Origin of the sequence: Castellaniella sp., from assembly GCF_049673105.1 — a bacterium.
Classification (GTDB): domain Bacteria; phylum Pseudomonadota; class Gammaproteobacteria; order Burkholderiales; family Burkholderiaceae_B; genus Castellaniella.
On record NZ_JBATXG010000011.1, the window covers coordinates 33,488 to 50,251 of the forward strand.

Sequence of the window (16,764 nt, forward strand, 5' to 3'; positions counted from 1 at the left end):
ATTTTATTTTTTATGGGTACAGCCTACAAATGAAAGCGCTATCTCCGCAGCGCCAGTGCCCAAGCAGGGCTGTCTCCTCACCTGCATGAACGGCATTATGCAACTTGAAACAGTCTCTGACACCTAGGGAAGTCCCTAGGGAATCGCATCACGGAGTATCGTAGTCTGTCGGCAACCCTTTCATTACACCAGGAACTCTCATGGACGCCACCTTACTGATCGACCGCCGCATACACGATCTGGGGGGCGGACTGACCGTCGGTCGCGTGCTGCCCTTCCGCAAGCGCCGCATGGTCGGCCCCTTCATCTTTCTGGATCATATGGGGCCGCTGGATCTGGCGCCCGGCATTCCCAAGGCGCTAGACGTCAGACCTCATCCGCATATCGGCCTGTCCACCGTGACCTATCTGTACAGCGGCGCCATCACCCACCGAGACAGCCTGGGCTTCGAGCAGGAAATCCGCCCCGGCCAGGTCAACTGGATGACTGCCGGCAGCGGCATCACTCACAGCGAACGCCTGGAATACGCGCGCAGCCACGGCGCCCGCCTGCACGGGATTCAAGCCTGGGTCGCTCTGCCCAAGGAATTCGAGGAAACCGCCCCCGGTTTCTATCATCACCACGGCGCCGACCAACTGCCGGAAGCCCATGAAGAAGGGGTCGTCAGCCGCCTGATCGCCGGATCCATAGATGGCGAGACGGCCCAGGTCCAGACCCATTCCCCGCTGTTCTACCTGCACTGGGAAATGACTGCCGGCGCCCGCCGCAGCCTAAGCGCTCAATACCCGGAACGCGCCGTCTACGTCGCGCGAGGCGAAGTCGAACTGGACGGCCACATCCTGCCCGAAGGCCGCATGCTGGTGCTGGCCGCCGGTCACAGCGCCCAGATCACGGCTCGCCAGCCATCCACCCTGATGTTGCTGGGCGGTGAACCCATCGGCGAACGCTTCATCTACTGGAATTTCGTGTCCTCGTCCAAAGACCGCTTGGAGCAGGCCCGCGAGGACTGGCGCGCTCAGCGTATGGCGCTGCCGGTCGGCGACGACCAGGAATTCATTCCCCTGCCCGAAGACCCGCCAGGCAACCGATAAATCCTCAGGACGGCGGCCAGGTGCCCGCCGGGGCGGGCCTGCCGAACAGAAACCCTTGCGCCTGTTTACACCCCATCGCCAGCAAGGTATCGCGCTGAACCGTGGTTTCCACCCCTTCGGCAACCACGTCCAGATCCAGGGATTTCGCCAGGCTCAGGACAGCCGAGACAATGGCCGAGCTGCGCTGCTGCTGCCCCCGCCCCAGGGGGTCGATGAAGGAACGGTCGATTTTCAAGGTCTTGAGCGGAAATCTGTGCACGTGACTGAGCGAGGAATAGCCAGTCCCGAAGTCATCCAAGGCGATGCGGATGCCGGCCTCGTGCAGATCGCCCAGGATCCTGCCAGCCGCATCCGGGTCCGACAGCAAGGTGCCCTCGGTCACTTCGATGCACAGCTGATGCGTCGCGATACCCGTCTGTGACAACATGTCCAGCAGCCGCTGGGGGAAATTCCGGCTATGGAAATGATGCGGCGAAATATTGATGTTCAACACTTGCTGGTCGCCGACGATGCCGCGCGCCGCCTGACACGCCAGGCGATACAGATGCCAGTCAATGGCCTCGATCAGGCCGGTGGCTTCGGCGGCGGGCAGAAAATCCGCCGGCCCCAGCAGACCGCGCTCGGGGTGCTGCCAGCGGATCAAGGCCTCGTAGCCCGTGATGCCGGCATCGGCCAGGCGCACGATAGGTTGAAAGAAAGGGACGAACTGGCCGGCTTCCAGCGCGGTGCGCATCTGCTGCTCCAGATCCAGCACGTTCACGGCTGAGGCATGCAGCTTTTCGTCGAACAGCACGTAGCGCTGCCGGCCCGCCGCCTTGGCGCGATACAGGGCCGTGTCGGCATCATGCAGCACCTGATCGACCGCCTGATAGCCCTCGTGGCTCATGGCAATGCCGATACTGACCGACACATGCAAGGCGCGACCATCGATCAGGACGGCTTGAGCCATCCGGGCCTGAATGCGCTGCGCCACCTGGCAGGCGGTGGACGGTTGAGGGCAGTTTTCCAGCAGGATAGCGAATTCGTCTCCGGACAAACGGCCCACGATATCGGGCGGGCGCACACATTCGGCCATCCGCGCAGCGACCTCGCGCAGGACCGCATCGCCCACCAAATGACCCAGCCCGTCGTTGAACAGCTTGAAGCGGTCCACATCCAGATACAAGAGCGCGAAGCAGCCCCCGCTTTGCCGGGCGTTCAGGGCGCGCTCCAGGCGTTCGCGCAAGTACAGGCGATTGGGCAGCCCCGTCAAAGGATCATGCATGACCTGGTGCCGCAGTTGCTGCTGCGCCTGTTCCCGCACCGTGATCTGCTGGCGCAATTCCAGCGTCCGGTCCAGCACACGCTGCTCTAGCTGCGCGTTCAAGACTTGCAAGGCCTCGTCCTGCTGACGCCGCTGCAGCGTATTGGCGATCTGGTAGGACACAAAGGTCAGCAGATCGGCGTCCTGAGACGTGTAATACAGATTCTCGCGGTAGCTTTGCACCACGACCATGCCCATGACCCCCTGCGAACCCAGCAAGGGAGCCCCCAGCCAGCAAACGGATTCCTGGCCGTAGGTGACGGCATCGACTTCGCCTTGGGCGATCAGGCGGCTGATCCCCGCCTTGTTCATCAGCACCGTCTGGCCGCCCCGGATGGCGTATTCGCTCATGCCCAGCCCCCAGGGCCGGGTCTCCAGCTTCGCGCCGGCTTCGTCCACATAATAGGGAAAGTCCAGCCGCTGCCGGTCTTCGGATACCAGGACGATATAGAAGTTGTCGGCGTTGAGCAGCTCGCCGACCGCCTGGTGGATGCTGCGATAGAAAGTCTTGCTCCCACCCGGGCTGTGGCCGAGCGCTGCGATACGATAGAGCGTCGTCTGCAGGTGCGCCGCCCGTTCGCGTTCGCGCACCTGCTCTTGCAGGCGGGCATTGACGGTGGCCAGCTCGCGGGTGCGATCCGCCACCCGATGTTCCAGGGCTTCCTGACCCAGCTTACGCTCGACGGCATTGAGCACGTGTTCCGCCACAAAGGCCAGCACATTCTGATCGGTCTGGGAATACCCCCTGCCCGTCTCGTAGCTTTGCACGGTCAGAACGCCCAGGATCTGGCCATCATGGCGCATTGGCACACCCATGAAGTCCACCGAGGGCGTTCCTACAGCCTGACCGCCCAAGCCCAGGTCCCGGGCGACTTCACGGGAAGCGCCGCGCTTGGGCTGCCCATGGCGGATCAGGGCCAGCGTGATCGTGTTGTTCAGCTGTTCTGCCGTGAATTCCTGGTCGGGCTTATACAGCTCGCCATCCATGACATCGGCAAAGTAAATGAAACGCACGGTCTGGCGCTGCGGATCATACAGAGCGATATAGAAATTTTCGGCATACATCAGCTGAGCGATGATGCCGTGCAAGCCCTTCAACAGGCTTTGCACGTCCAGCTCTGATGCTGCCATATTGGCAATGGCAAACAGGGCCTGCTGCAAACGCTCGGACCCTTTCAGCCGTCGGACCGAGGCCCTCAATCGCTGAATGGCCCGGGTTTCGATCAGCTTCCGCCGCTTACCACGCGACGTGATGCGGCGCAGGCGACTCATAGGCTTTCCAATACCGCCATACCCGCTTGAACCGACATCGCAGTCCTCTCCTTGGCGTCGAATTTGTAGGGATTCTACAAGGCCAACCAAAAAATGCGAAGAATCCGGCGGGATGCCTGTTGCGGTACCGTGCGCTATATCAATGCAGGCAACAAACGCCGGTAATTCGCCGGCAAGGCAAACAGCGCCCCGTGATATTCGGGGCTGTAGACCTGCAGATCGGCGATCTGGCGAGCCTGAAGACGCGCCTCGATTTCCTGGGCGGACAGGCTGGCGGGCTTGAGCGTGGTCGACGCCACGGCAAACGCCCAATAAGACCCATACAGCGGAATATGCAAGCCGTAGCCATGCACCTGCGGGAAAATTTCGTTCAGGGAGGCCGCCAGGCCGGCTACCTGATCGGGTTCATGAAACGGCGCCCCCAGGTGCAGGACCAGGGCGCCGTCCGGCGCCAGGATATTCCGGCATGCCTCGAAAAAAGCCGGCGTATACAGCGGCCCAGCCGGTGTTTCGGGATCGGTCAGGTCCAGATAGACCAGATCGAAGGTCTCGCCGCACTCGCGCACAAAGGCCGCCCCATCCTGGATGCGGATGCTTGCCCGGGGATCATCAAAGCTGCCCCGATGGATTGACGTCAGATGGGTGCGGGCGACATCCACCACGCCGCCATCCAGTTCAACCAGCGTGGCCGATTCGATGCTGGAATGCTTCAGCAATTCTTCCAGCGCGCCGCCGTCGCCCCCGCCGATGATCAGCGCCCGGCGAGGCGCCGGATGCGCCAGCGCCGCCGGGTGGATCAGCGCCTCGTGGTAGAACGCCTCATCGGCCTCGGACGTCATCAAACAGCCATCCAGGCGCAGCGTCAGCCCCAGTTCACGGGATTCCAGCAATTCCAGCCGCTGTAAACCGGTATCGCAATCCAGAATACGGCGATCGAAACGAAAGCCGTATTCGGCGCCCTCGGTCAGGGACTCCAGCAGCAATTCCCGATTGGGCGCCGGACCGTCGCGGTCTCCGCGCATCAGATGCTCACGTTGGCTTTGGGTGGGCTGGAAGGCCTGCTCAAGCCGATTCATCAGCTGCTCGGCCCGAGCGGAATTATCCGCCTCGAAGTTGCAGACGTAGACATCCAGCGTCACACCGCCACGCTCCGGCCAGGTGTGCACCGCCAGATGGGATTCCGCCAGCAGCAAAGCGCCGGTGACGCCGCCTGGCTGCCCCTGATAATCGGGAAAGGTCTGCCATTTCTCACCCACGATGGTCAGCCCCGCTTCCAGCGTGGCTTGACGGCACAGATCGGCGAGGACGGTCTCGTCGGTCAGCAATGCGATATCGGATTGGCAGCGGTAGAGATCCGCAGTGAGGTGCAGGCCTTGCATGATGGCATCCCCTGAAACAGGACGGCGCGACGCGCGCGGTGAATCAGCCTGGACAAAAGGGGCGCCCACCAGCGCAACCCTGCGCCAGCGCGACAGAAATCCGAAGATAGTAGACGAAGAAAACTTTTATTGCAAGATGGTAGCTTATTATCTACAAATTGCGCGCATACTGAGAGTGATGCGTTACTGCGCCGGGCCCCATCCCGCTTGTCCCGACCCTCACAAAATCAGGCGCTCCAAAGCGCCGTTGGCCAGCGCCTGCCGGGGAAGACCGCCCTGGCGCTGTTCAAGCACCAGCTTCAAGCCCCCCAGCCAGGCGCCGTGACCGAAAACCAGCACAGGCCCCGGCGCGGATTTTGCGCGGTCGCGCACCCGCGTGATGCGGGCAAGAAAGTCATCCAGCGTTTCGCCAAGCGGCAGGCTGTGCAGCGCATGTTCCCATGCCCCCGGATGAGCGGCCTCCATCTCGCCCCAGGTTTTGCCTTCCCATTCCCCAAACGCGATTTCGAGCAAATCGGGATCCGGCTCGGCATCGGGAAAGCCGTGCAGAGCCGCCGTCTGGCTGGCCCTGCTCAGGGGAGAGGTCAACACCAGGGCAAACTGCCGGCCCGCCAACGCCTGCCGGTTGGCCTGCAGCATGGCAAGGTCTTGCACCCCCATCGGATCATCCAGAGCGACGTCGCGCTGCCCTTGCAGGCGGCCCTGGCTATTCCACGGCGTCCGGAAATGCCGGATGAACCAGAATTCAGCCATACCTGATCAATCCGCCAGCACGGGGGCGCCGTGGCTGTCGATCTCCAGGGAAACCGGCGCGCCCTGATCATGGGGAGGCACGCCAGTGGCATGCAGGGTATCCACAATGATCTGACCGTCGACCGTTTCCACCAGATAGCGGATCTGGCTGCCCAGAAACTCGCGGTGAGCGACGGTGCCCTGAATGGCGCCGCCCGATGTCACCAGACGAATATTCTGTGGACGCAACACGATGCGATTGGCATTCGCAACGGGGTTGGCAATCGCCAAACGCTGGCCGCCCGCGGTCACGAAAGTCTCGCTTTGCATCGAACCCGTCAGGATATTGGCCGTGCCCAGGAAACCCGCCACGAAGGCATTCGCCGGATGATCGTACAGCGCCTGCGGCGTGCCGATCTGCTGGATAACGCCTTTGTCCAGCACCGCCATCCGGTCCGACGTGGTGTTCGCTTCTTCCTGGTCGTGCGTCACGAAAATCGTCGTCAGCCCCAGCTTGCGTTGCAAAGCCAGCAGTTCACGCCGCATCTGGACACGCAGCGCGGCATCCAGGTTCGACAAAGGCTCGTCCAGCAGCAGCACTTGCGGTTCAATCGCGATGGTGCGGGCCAGCGCCACGCGCTGTTGCTGCCCCCCCGACAGCTGCGCCGGCATGCGATCCGCCAGGTGCAGCAAATCCACGGTTTCCAGGGCAGCCTCGACCTTGGAGCCGATTTCCTGCGCCGGGACCTTGCGCTCTTCCAGACCGAAAGCGACGTTCTTGCGCACCGACATATGCGGCCAGAGCGCATACGACTGGAACACCATGCCGACATTGCGCTTCCAGGGCGGCAGCGCAGCGACATCGCGGTCCCCGATCAAGATGCGACCACGCGGAGTCGGGCCGAAGCCCGCGATGGCGCGCAGCAGCGTCGACTTGCCCGATCCCGAGGGCCCCAGGAAGGCGAAGAACTCGCCTGGCTCGATCACCATATTGATGCCTTCCAGGACCTTGGTGTCGCCGAAGGACAGATGCAGATCCTCGATACGGATACCTGCTTTGGGTTGTGTCATTTTTGTCTCCTTCGCTTATTGCTGTCCGCCGCCGGCCAGCGTCTGGCGCGCGCGTTCGCGTTCGATGATGCGCTGTGAAAGAAAAGTGCCCAATGCCACGATCACGACGGCCACAATGCCAAGGGCCGCTCCGGGTCCGCGCCCAGCGGGCGATTGCATGTAAAGATAAATGCCGTAGGCCAGCGGCGCGTCAGAGGATTGCGCCACCAACATGATCGTCGCCGACAATTCCACTGCCGCCGTGGCGAAGCTGGTCACGAAACCGGCCAGAATGCCCCCCGTCATCAGCGGCACCACGATGCGCCGGATGGTGCTGGTGCGGGATGCGCCCAGGCTTTCGGCGGCTTCTTCGAGCGACAGCGCGATCTGCTGCAGCGCCGCCATGCATGCCCGCAGCGCATAAGGCAAGCGGCGTACCGCCAGTGCCACGATGATGATGCCCCAGAAACTGGACATCTGCCCCAGGCCGAAGGGGAGCTCGATACCGTGGAACATGCGCAGATAGCCGATGCCCAGGACCACGCCCGGCACCGCCAGCGCGGCAGTCGCCATATAGTCCAGCCATTTGCGCCCCGCCAGTTTGGTGCGGATCACGATGTAAGCGATGGCCGTACCCAGCACCACGTCGATGATGGCTGCCGAACCCGCATATACCAGCGTATTCCAGACGTACTCTGACGATTGGGTGAAGATGGTGCCGAAGTGCTGCAGCGTAAACCCGTCTGGCAGGGGCGAAAAAGACCAGACCGTCCCGAATGCGAGCAACATCAAGCCAAGATGCGGCGACAGCACCAGGGCAAGGATCAGCCCGATCACACCCCATGCCAGCCATTTCTCGCGGGGCTGCAAGTCGCGCCGTGACAGCCCTCCGCCGCCCTTTTGCACCGTCGCATAATCCTTGCCACGCATGAACAGGAACGACGCCCACAGAGAAAAGACCGAAAACGCCACGAGGATGAACGAGATCACATACCCCATCGGGTCGTTGATCCCGACGCCGGTGATGCGCAAATAGGCCTGCGGCGCCAGCATGTTATTGACGTTCAGCAGCAAAGGCGTGCCCAGGTCATCAAACACCTTGATGAACACCAAGGCCGCCCCCGCCAAATAACCCGGCATCGCCAGCGGAAAAACAATGCGGCGGAACAAGCGCATCCCATAGGCGCCCAGATTCTGCGCGGCTTCTTCCATCGAGCGATCAATATTGCGCAGGCTGGCCGACAGATTGATCAATATGAAGGGGAAGTAATGGATCGACTGAACCAGAATGACGCCATTCAGGCCATCCATGAATGGAATACGAAAACCAAAATATTCGTTCAACAGCAGATTGATCGAGCCGTTGCGGCCAAACAGCAGCGACATGGCTACCGCGCCCACAAAGGGCGGCATGATCAAGGGAATGATGCCCAGCGATTGAATCACTGCCGTGCCGGCGAAATTGAAGCGCGTGGTGATATAAGCCAGCGGCAGGGCAATCGCAGTGGCGACGACGACCGACATCGCCGACACATAGAACGAGTTCACGAAGCTTTCGCGAAACAGCGTCGTATTGAAGAAATCCTGAAAATGCTGCAGCGTGAAACTGCCCGTCCCCACTTCCAGAAAAGCGACATAGATGACCTGCGCCACCGGCAGGATCAAAAAGGCCATCAGAAAAATGGCGATCAGGATGCCGGCCATCGCAGCACCCGACAGACGCGGAAACAGCGTGAACCGGCGCAGGGTGGCGCCCTGGGAAATAGAATCCATCGTCCTCATCCTAAAAGGGATTGGCGTACATGCAGGATCCGCCTCCGGCCCGGTGGCGGATCCTGACTGGCCTTGCCTGTCAGCCTGTTACAGCTTGGCTGCCTGTTCGGCCAGCTCGCGGGCCTTGCGATAGTTTTCAACCGCAAAGGCATCCCAGCCTTGTTCCACTTCGGCCTGACGACCCACGACCTTGGTGTCGGGCTTGGCGCGCGACGTCGTGAAGACCTGGGTGAACGACGGGTCTTTGGATTCCGCCTCGGTGATCGGCAATGCCTCGACCAGCTTGCGGGCTTCGGCGATCAGCTCGGCGGCTTTGGCATTGCCGCTCTTGGCCTGTGCGGCCTCGGCCTTCTGGATGGCGGACACGGCGGCGCGCAGATCGTTCAGGCGATAGGTCACCATCACATCAAACAGCGAGTTCACGAGGTTATAGCGCTCTCCGGACAGATCGACGTCAAATGCGATCGCACCCGGCGCAAAGTCTTTGGAGAAGGGATTGGGGAAGCCTTCCGGCGCATTCTTATAGGCGGCGGGATTGACGGGCAAGCGCATGATCGCCGGGTTGAGCAAGGTCTCCTGGCCCTTGGGCGACAGCAGGAATTCGACGAACTTCACGGCGCCGGCCTGATTGGGGGCGTTTTTGATGACGCCGATATTCGCGGGCACGATGGCGGTTACGCTGGGATAGACCAGATCGACCGGAAAACCGGATGCCTTCGAGGCCAGCCCGAAGAAGTCAATCACAATCCCAAAACCCGTCGCGCCCGAGTTCACCGCATCGGGAACGCCAAAGCTGCGTTCCGTCACGGTGTTCATATTGCCCGCGATCCATTTCCAGGTGGCCCAGCCTTTATCCCAGCCTTCGCCCTGCAGCACGGTTTCCACGGTCAAGTGCGTGGTGCCGGAACGCGACGGCGCAGACATGGCGACGTGGCCGTAGTATTCCGGGCGTTTCAGATCGTCCCATTCCTTGGCGATAGGCAGATCGTTGGCCTTGATATAGCGGGTGTTGTACATGATCCCGTAGCCCGAAGCGGCAAAGCCGAAATAGGTACCATCGGAATCGTTGATCGGATAGCCGCCGATCGCATCGGGAATGCCGTCCGCCTTCACGTCGACCTTGGCCAGCAAGCCATCGGCCTTCAGCACTTCAAACGCGTCGGGGGCGGAGGCCCACATCAGGTCCACGGCGTTGGCGCTGCGGGTTTCCTGCAGATACGACACTGCCGCATTGGTATTGCGGCTGACGACTTCCAGGGTGGTGCCGGGATGAGCGGCTTCAAAGGCGGTCTTGAACGGATCCGTCAGGTCGCGTGGAAACGAGGTCACCACGGTGACGGTGTCGGCAAAGGCCATGGCGGACGTCATCGCCAGGGCAGCGGCGGTGAGGCTCAGGGTCAAGGCTTTCTTCATGTCTTCCTCCTGTGTTGTTCACTTATTTTTTCGATGTCTGCTGGGCAAGTCGCGGCGGCAATGCGCCAGACATTCAGCAGACCAGAAGGACTATGCACGAACAATGAAAATCACGCAAGTATTTGTTTTATAAGAATAAAATGGGTTATTAACGACACACGAAATGGGTCACATCTGACCCATTTCCGCCTTGTCCAACATATTGTGATGACGCAAACGCAGGTACAGCCGCTTGCGTGGAATACCCAGCAGATTGGCTGCCTCGGTCTTGCGGCCCCCGGTTTCGATCAGCGCGGTACGCAACAGGCGGGCCTCAAAATCATCCATCGCCGCGTCATAGCCGGGGCGAACGGTCTCGCTGCGATGTTCGTCCTGGCCTGGCAGACCGGCATCCATGCCAATGGCAAGACGCTCGGCCAGATTGCGGGCCTCGCGAACGTTGCCAGGCCAGTCATGCCAGGCAATCCGGCGGCGCAAGGCATCGTCCACATGAACCTTGGGCAGATCGTGGCGCGCTGTCGCCTGAGCTAGAAAATGAGCCAGCAGCAGCGCCGCATCGTCGCCACGTTCGCGCAAAGGCGGCAGCTGCAATGCCACGGTGAAACGATGAAACAGATCCGCTCGCAACACCCCGTCAGCCAGCAATACATCCGGCGCGCGCTTCACGCTGCCAAAGATACGCACATCCACGGGACGCGGCGCGGCGCCAAGCGGGGTAATCTCGCGCGCGTCCAGGACACGCAGCAGCCGCACCTGCAATGCATCCGGCATGGACTCCAACTCATCCAGATACAGCGTTCCCCCCTCGGCCCGAGCGATCAGGCCTGGACTGTCATCGGTGCCGAACAATTCACGATCCACTTCGGATTCAGTCAAAGCCCCGCAATTGATGGCGATAAAGGGACCACCGTTTCGCGCAGACAATTCATGCAGGACACGCGCCACCAGTTCCTTGCCGGTGCCGGTTTCACCCACGATCAGCAAATCCAGCTGCAAGCCCGCCAAGGTTCGCACTTTCCGACGCAGCTCCTGCATAGCGGGGGAGCGCCCGATCAATAGCTCCTCGGGTGCGGCATGACGGTCCAGGCGGTCACGCAGCCGCGCGTTTTCCAGTTGCAGACCGCGCATCGCCTGCGCGCGCCGCAGGACATCCATCATCAGTTCGGGCGGACAGGGTTTTTCCAGAAAATCATGCGCGCCGCCACGCATGGCGCGCATGGCGGCAGGCACATCGCCATGTGCGGTGATCAGGACAAAAGGCACGTCCGGCGCAAGCGCGCGCGCCCTATCCAGGAAATCCAGGCCTGACAGACCCGGCATTCGCAGATCCGACAGGATCACACCGGGGAAGTCGGCGGTCAGCACTGCCAGCGCGGCAGTCGCGTCCGCAAAATCCAGCACCTGAAACCCAGCCAGCTCCAGCGTCTCGATCGTGGCCAGCCGCAGGTCCGCGTCATCTTCGACCAACATCACGTGTTGCACATCACTCATCATCGTCTCCTTGCCAGCGCTTCAGGCGCAGTCGCACGACAGCCCCGCCCTGCGCCTGCTGCTCGATCTCCAAATGCCCGCCCATATCCTGCATGACGTTAAATGAGATCGACAACCCAAGCCCCAGCCCCTTGCCCGGCTCTTTTGTCGTCACAAAGGGATCCGTCAGGATTTGCCCGCTCTGCCCGCCCAGGCCCACGCCATTGTCGCGGATCAACAGATTGACCGGATCGTCGCCATCCCGCTCGATCCGGATGAGGCCTGGCGCGGATGCTTCCTCGCGCGCGAGGATGGCGTCCAGCGCATTGCCCAGAATATTCAACAAGACTTGTTCCAGCAGAATCTCATCGGCAGCGACCGCCAGCCCGTCCAGATCATCGCATTGCACTGCCACCCCTTCGGTGCGGAAACGGTGATCCAGCAGCTCCAGCGCGGCGTTCATCGGCTCGGCCACCAGCACACGGCTGTTGCGATGAGCGGATCGACGGGCAATACGGCGCAGATGGCCGATCGTGCGGGTGATCCGCTCGAGCAGTGCGTCGATCCGCGACAGCGCCGGACGGATCTCAGGATGAGCAACGCCGAGATTGTGCAGCCGATAGCCGATGGCAGCCAGCGGCTGGTTGATCTCGTGGCTGATGGCAGCGGACATCTGACCCAGCGCGGCCATCTTGCCTGCCTGCACCAGATCGCGCTGAGTCAGCTCCAAGCGCTCGATCGCCTGTTGGCGTTCACGCACCGACACGCGAAACACGTCCACTGCCCGCGCCATATCGGCGATTTCGTCATCAACATCCGGTCGGGCATGCGCCAGATCCAGGCTTGTCTTTCCCGCCGTCAGATCGCCTCGGGCAATGCGCCGCAAATCCCCTGACAAAGCCTCGATCCGCAATAGAATGCGGCGATGGACGCCAAGCACCAAGATAAGGGTTGTCGCAACCGCTCCCAGCAATGTCACCACCGCCAGCCAGATTGAACCGCTGCGAATGGCGGTGGCCGCCGCATCGGCACTGTGCTGCGCTCCGATGCGTTCGGATCTCCCCAGCTCGGTCAGCGCCGCCTGCATCCGCGCTAGCGCCGCCTGCGCGGCATGCAACCGGGTCACGGCGGACCGGTGCAGATCCAGACGCTGCGCTTGCTGCGCGAAGACGTTTCCTTCTCCCGTCGCCAGGGCTTTCAAGCGATCCAGGGCCTGGACCAGCAATCTGATTCCTACTCGCGGCGCCAGATTCAGTTGCGCCAGCGCCAGCCTGTCCAGCGTGTCGCGGCCCAGCCCACGTGTCTGTTCCAGCACATCCAGGCTGCTGGCCGAGCGCGCCTGCAATAGCAGCGCCGTCAGGGTGGCAGCCTCGGACCCGATCTGCTGTACCCGGTCGCGCAGCAGCCAGTCGCGCGACAGGGCCTGTTCCGCCGCGCGCCGCACCCCCAGATCGGTTTCGACGACCAGCGCGGCAAGCTGCGTATCCATATTGAAGGACAGGTCGCTGAGAATCCCCTGCACCTGATCCTGCACATCGGCATGGATCCAGCGCAAGTCGACACCCGCCTGGGCTTCCTCGCGTGCATGGCGAGCCAGATCCGCGCCGATCCGGCTGAAATGATTCAAGGCCTCGCGCAGATCGCGTTCCGCCGCCCCCGTCGCCACGCGTGTCGCGGCACGTTCCGGCACGGCCTGCAGCACAGGCGAAGCCAGCACCGCCTGGACTCCCCGTGTGGCCTTGTCGATGGCCTGAGACACCTGCGTAGCGGGCATGGCAGGATCCGCAACCATCTGCATGGCAAGCGCGGCCAATTCCCCCGTGGCCTCGGCCAATTCGCCCGCCAAGGCAACCGCCGGAATCCGATCCTGGGCCAGCATGTGGAAGTCGCGCTCGGCCCGCAGCATCACGGCCATCCCCACCGCCAGCACGCCAGCCGCAATCACCACGACCAGCAGCAGTACGGCCAGCACACGGCCTCTGATCGAGCCTCGCCATCGTCTCATGGCAATTCCAGCAAACGGATGTACGCCTCGGCCTCGAGCAGCATCGTGTGAGACCGCTCGGCCCACGCCACCAGGGTCTCGCGGGTCTGAGGGGCTGAGCGCGCCTGGTGTTCGGTCATCGGCATCCAGGTCAGCAAGCGCCGGATGCGGGCGCGTTCAGCCGCCGAAGCCTGATCCAGCGCCCGCAGACGGCGCCACAGATCCCGGCGCAACAACAAGTCGCGCGCGACAAAGGCTTCGAAGACCTGATTGACCTGCCAGTACCGCCGCGCAGCCAATTTGGCATCGTAACGGGACCAGCTGAAATTCAAGGCCGCCCGGATCTCAGGCTGCAAGGATTCCGCCAATTCCGCCCGCACGACAGGATCCACTGGAATGCGGCGGATGTCGGGACGCAACAAAATACGCTGGCCTTCTTCGGACAGCAGGAACTTCATGAATGCGAGCGCCGCCTCCGTTTGTCGGCCTCCCCGCAACGCGGCGATTCTTGCCGGAATCATCAGCACCGGGCGGCCATAGCGAAACGCCAAGCCGTCCACCCCGCGCGTCAGCGCCAGAAAGTCGATGCTCAACCCGATCTCGGCCTCGCCCCTCTGGACGCCTTCCAGCACGCCAAAGCTGCGGGCGGAGATCGTATTCAACTGCCCGGCCAGTTCCAGGATCCATGCCCATCCTGCCCGCCATCCGCGATCCTGCAAAATGGTTTCCAGCAACGAATGCGTCGTGCCCGAGCGCATCGGATGAGACATCACGATACTCTGGGAAAAAGCGGGATCCAGCAGATCGTTCCAGTCCTGCGGCACCTGGAAATCCTGCGCGGCGCCCTGAGCGCTGCGCCATGTCCAACCCACTGCCGACCACGCGAAATCCGCATGCGCCCCCAAGCCCAGATCCCGCAGCTGGCCGGCATCTTCCAGCACGACGAAGGCCTCGGGCGCAGAGGCCCAGAACAGGTCGAAGCGCCGGTCGTTGCCGGCCAGCACCTCATCCACGGCGGCAGGCGTGTTCTTGTTCAGCACCCGGACATGGATATCCGGGTGACGCTGCTGAAAAACGGCAAGCAGCGGGTCGACCATATCGGCCTGGTACGAGGTGATGATCCGCAGTTCCGTCGTCGCGAAGACGGCAGGCGGCACCAGGATCGCCAGCAAAAAGAGCAGCCTGGACATCCAGCCTCGAATCCACATCGGACGACTCGGGGCCGAGCGCCGCGCTTTACTTGTACGCCGCAATGTTTGCATCCTCCATACTCACGATTCTGAAGCGCCATTTTTGATCGTGACAATATACGGTACTCTCTTCGCTGATGCCCTTCTTGACAAGCCAAGCGGGACAGACAAGACTTGGCAAACATTGAACCAGGAAGGAATCAGCACCGCACTGCGGATCCTCATCAACACACAGTCGTCTTACACGGAGGCACAGTGCAGCGCGCGACGCATCATGAAAAAACAGTTCCACAAGGTCATGGCACAAGGAATCTGATATTTTCAAAATACCGCCTGAAGATCGCGCTGAGCGAGCCGACGGCGCTGATCGGTGTCCTTGCCGCCCTGCTGTTCTCTTACCTGATCGTCGCGCCGATCGTGTCACTGCTGAGCGACGCCTTTCGGGTCCAGTATGCCGATGCCATGCGCACAGGCCAAAAGATCGGGGCCTTCACGCACTACCACCTGGAACGGGTATTCCAGTCCATCGTCGCGCCCGATATTTTATGGAACCCGCTGATCAATACACTCAGCATCGCGTTCGGGGCAATGGCCATCGCCCTGGTCGGCGGCGGCATTCTGGCATGGTTGATCAGCAGAACCGACATTCTGGGGCGCAAGTGGTTCGCGACCGCTCTCATTGTTCCGTACATGCTGCCGTCGTGGACCATCGCACTGGCATGGAGCTCGATCTTTCTGAACCGCACCGTCGGCGGCCAACCGGGTCTGCTGGAATCCCTAGGATTCGAGCCGCCCGACTGGCTTGCCTATGGGCAGTTCCCCATCACTATCGTCCTGGCGCTGCATTACACGCCGTTCATCATCCTGCTGTTCGGCAACGCCCTGCGTTCTCTTGATTCTCAGCTCGAGGATTCCGCGCGCATGCTGGGCGCGCGCCCCTGGACCGTCGCCCGAAAAATCATTATTCCGCTGATGCGCCCCTCTCTACTCTCAGCCGTCACGCTGATTTTCGCAAAGTGTCTGGGAGATTTCGGTGTGGCCTACATATTGGGGGCCCCAGTCAAATACGATGTGCTGGCCACATCCCTGTTTCGCAGCGTCACCGCCAGACAAGGCGGCGAAGCCGCCGTGCTGGCCGGTGTGATCATCCTGATTGGTTCCCTCTCCGTCCTGATCGATGCCCGTCTGGTTCGCGAGGCGCGCCGCTTCATCACGATCGGCTCGAAAGGCTCGATGAACCGGACCCAAAGGCTTGGGTCCTGGCGATTGCCCATGACCGCCTTCGCTGGCGCAATGTTCACCGTCAGTGTCCTGATCCCATTGACGGTCCTGTTTCTGAGCACCGTCATGCGCACACCGGGCAACTTTGCGCTCGACAACTTTACCTGGGCCTACTGGATAGGCCATGACCTTCCCACGACAGCGCTGCGCACCGGCATCCTGGTCACCCCCGATTTCTGGCAGGCCGCCTGGAACTCTCTCTGGATTGTCGGCATCGCCGCCATCGGCGCAGGCGTACTCGGCATGCTGGTCGGGTACGTCGTGGTGCGCACGTCGCTCAAATCCATCGGCGCCTATCTGCGGTACATCACTTTCCTGCCCTATCTGGTGCCCGGCATCGCATTTGCTGCGGCATGCCTGTCGATCTTTGCGGTGCCCCATGGGCCGATCCCCGCTCTTTACGGCACTGCCTTGATCCTGATACTGGCCCTGCTGGCCGACCAGATGCCATTTGCGTCGCGCGCCGGCATCTCCGCCATGATGCAGCTTGGCAAAGACCCGGAAGAAGCGGCCCAGGTTGCAGGCGCAGGCTGGTGGAAACGCCTGCTGAGCGTGGTGATCCCTATCCAGAAAGGGCCACTGGCCGCCGGCATCCTGCTGCCTTTCATATCCGGCCTCAAAGGATTGAGCCTAGTCATCATGCTGGCGACACCTGGGACCGATTTGCTGACCACCTATGCAATACGGCTGGTCGACTTCGGCTATGGTCAAGCCGCCAATGCCGTGGTGCTGATGCTGTCGGCAATCGCATTCTTTGGAACACTGTTTTTGCAAAAGACGACGAAGACAAGTCTAGCGTCGGGACTGGGAGGTTGATCGTGCCGAG

Annotated in this window: 11 protein-coding genes; 2 read left to right on the plus strand and 9 right to left on the minus strand. The window is 61.8% G+C overall.

Features of this window, described 5'->3' with window-relative positions; genetic code table 11:
* Nucleotides 1-200 precede the first annotated feature (200 nt).
* Nucleotides 201-1,091: a pirin family protein gene (locus WBF69_RS03840; RefSeq protein WP_424261405.1), complete on the plus strand. Its 891-nt coding sequence runs from the start codon at nt 201-203 to the stop codon at nt 1,089-1,091.
* Nucleotides 1,092-1,095: 4 nt separating this feature from the next.
* Here the strand turns inward: WBF69_RS03840 and WBF69_RS03845 are convergent, their stop codons facing one another.
* The 9 genes from WBF69_RS03845 to WBF69_RS03885 form a co-directional block, all read right to left on the minus strand.
* The gene (locus WBF69_RS03845) at nt 1,096-3,666 is read right to left on the minus strand and encodes a bifunctional diguanylate cyclase/phosphodiesterase (RefSeq protein ID WP_424261407.1); all 2,571 of its coding nucleotides are present in this window, start codon (nt 3,664-3,666) and stop codon (nt 1,096-1,098) included.
* Nucleotides 3,667-3,800: 134 nt separating this feature from the next.
* The gene (speE, locus tag WBF69_RS03850) at nt 3,801-5,045 is read right to left on the minus strand and encodes a polyamine aminopropyltransferase (protein ID WP_424261409.1); all 1,245 of its coding nucleotides are present in this window, start codon (nt 5,043-5,045) and stop codon (nt 3,801-3,803) included.
* Between the two features lie 219 nt (nt 5,046-5,264).
* On the minus strand, nt 5,265-5,798 hold the full coding sequence (locus WBF69_RS03855) for a histidine phosphatase family protein (protein ID WP_424261411.1): 534 nt from the start codon (nt 5,796-5,798) through the stop codon (nt 5,265-5,267).
* Between the two features lie 6 nt (nt 5,799-5,804).
* A complete protein-coding gene (locus WBF69_RS03860) occupies nt 5,805-6,848 on the minus strand; it encodes an ABC transporter ATP-binding protein (protein WP_424261413.1) in 1,044 nt (347 codons plus the stop codon).
* A gap of 15 nt (nt 6,849-6,863) precedes the next feature.
* Nucleotides 6,864-8,600 carry an ABC transporter permease gene (locus WBF69_RS03865; protein WP_424261415.1) on the minus strand — a complete coding sequence of 579 codons (1,737 nt, stop codon included), beginning with the start codon at nt 8,598-8,600 and terminating at the stop codon, nt 6,864-6,866.
* Between the two features lie 87 nt (nt 8,601-8,687).
* Nucleotides 8,688-10,013 (minus strand): ABC transporter substrate-binding protein, encoded by a 1,326-nt coding sequence (locus tag WBF69_RS03870; protein WP_424261417.1) that lies wholly within the window; start codon nt 10,011-10,013, stop codon nt 8,688-8,690.
* A gap of 168 nt (nt 10,014-10,181) precedes the next feature.
* Nucleotides 10,182-11,504 (minus strand): sigma-54-dependent transcriptional regulator, encoded by a 1,323-nt coding sequence (locus WBF69_RS03875; protein WP_424261419.1) that lies wholly within the window; start codon nt 11,502-11,504, stop codon nt 10,182-10,184.
* Nucleotides 11,497-13,488: an ATP-binding protein gene (locus tag WBF69_RS03880; RefSeq protein ID WP_424261421.1), complete on the minus strand. Its 1,992-nt coding sequence runs from the start codon at nt 13,486-13,488 to the stop codon at nt 11,497-11,499. Before WBF69_RS03880 ends, WBF69_RS03875 begins: the two co-directional genes overlap by 8 nt.
* The gene (locus WBF69_RS03885) at nt 13,485-14,657 is read right to left on the minus strand and encodes an ABC transporter substrate-binding protein (RefSeq protein WP_424261423.1); all 1,173 of its coding nucleotides are present in this window, start codon (nt 14,655-14,657) and stop codon (nt 13,485-13,487) included. Before WBF69_RS03885 ends, WBF69_RS03880 begins: the two co-directional genes overlap by 4 nt.
* Before the next feature lie 255 nt (nt 14,658-14,912).
* Between WBF69_RS03885 and WBF69_RS03890 the strand changes: the two genes are divergently transcribed.
* Nucleotides 14,913-16,754, plus strand: a complete 1,842-nt coding sequence (locus WBF69_RS03890) for an ABC transporter permease (RefSeq protein ID WP_424261425.1) — start codon at nt 14,913-14,915, stop codon at nt 16,752-16,754.
* Nucleotides 16,755-16,764: the final 10 nt, after the last annotated feature.

Coding starts and splice junctions, on each gene's coding strand:
- WBF69_RS03840 (WP_424261405.1), top strand. CDS start 201: ATGGACGCCACCTTACTGATCGACCGCCGCATACACGATCTGGGGGGC.
- WBF69_RS03845 (WP_424261407.1), bottom strand. CDS start 3,666: ATGAGTCGCCTGCGCCGCATCACGTCGCGTGGTAAGCGGCGGAAGCTG.
- speE (WP_424261409.1), bottom strand. CDS start 5,045: ATGCAAGGCCTGCACCTCACTGCGGATCTCTACCGCTGCCAATCCGAT.
- WBF69_RS03855 (WP_424261411.1), bottom strand. CDS start 5,798: ATGGCTGAATTCTGGTTCATCCGGCATTTCCGGACGCCGTGGAATAGC.
- WBF69_RS03860 (WP_424261413.1), bottom strand. CDS start 6,848: ATGACACAACCCAAAGCAGGTATCCGTATCGAGGATCTGCATCTGTCC.
- WBF69_RS03865 (WP_424261415.1), bottom strand. CDS start 8,600: ATGGATTCTATTTCCCAGGGCGCCACCCTGCGCCGGTTCACGCTGTTT.
- WBF69_RS03870 (WP_424261417.1), bottom strand. CDS start 10,013: ATGAAGAAAGCCTTGACCCTGAGCCTCACCGCCGCTGCCCTGGCGATG.
- WBF69_RS03875 (WP_424261419.1), bottom strand. CDS start 11,504: ATGAGTGATGTGCAACACGTGATGTTGGTCGAAGATGACGCGGACCTG.
- WBF69_RS03880 (WP_424261421.1), bottom strand. CDS start 13,488: ATGAGACGATGGCGAGGCTCGATCAGAGGCCGTGTGCTGGCCGTACTG.
- WBF69_RS03885 (WP_424261423.1), bottom strand. CDS start 14,657: ATGTCCAGGCTGCTCTTTTTGCTGGCGATCCTGGTGCCGCCTGCCGTC.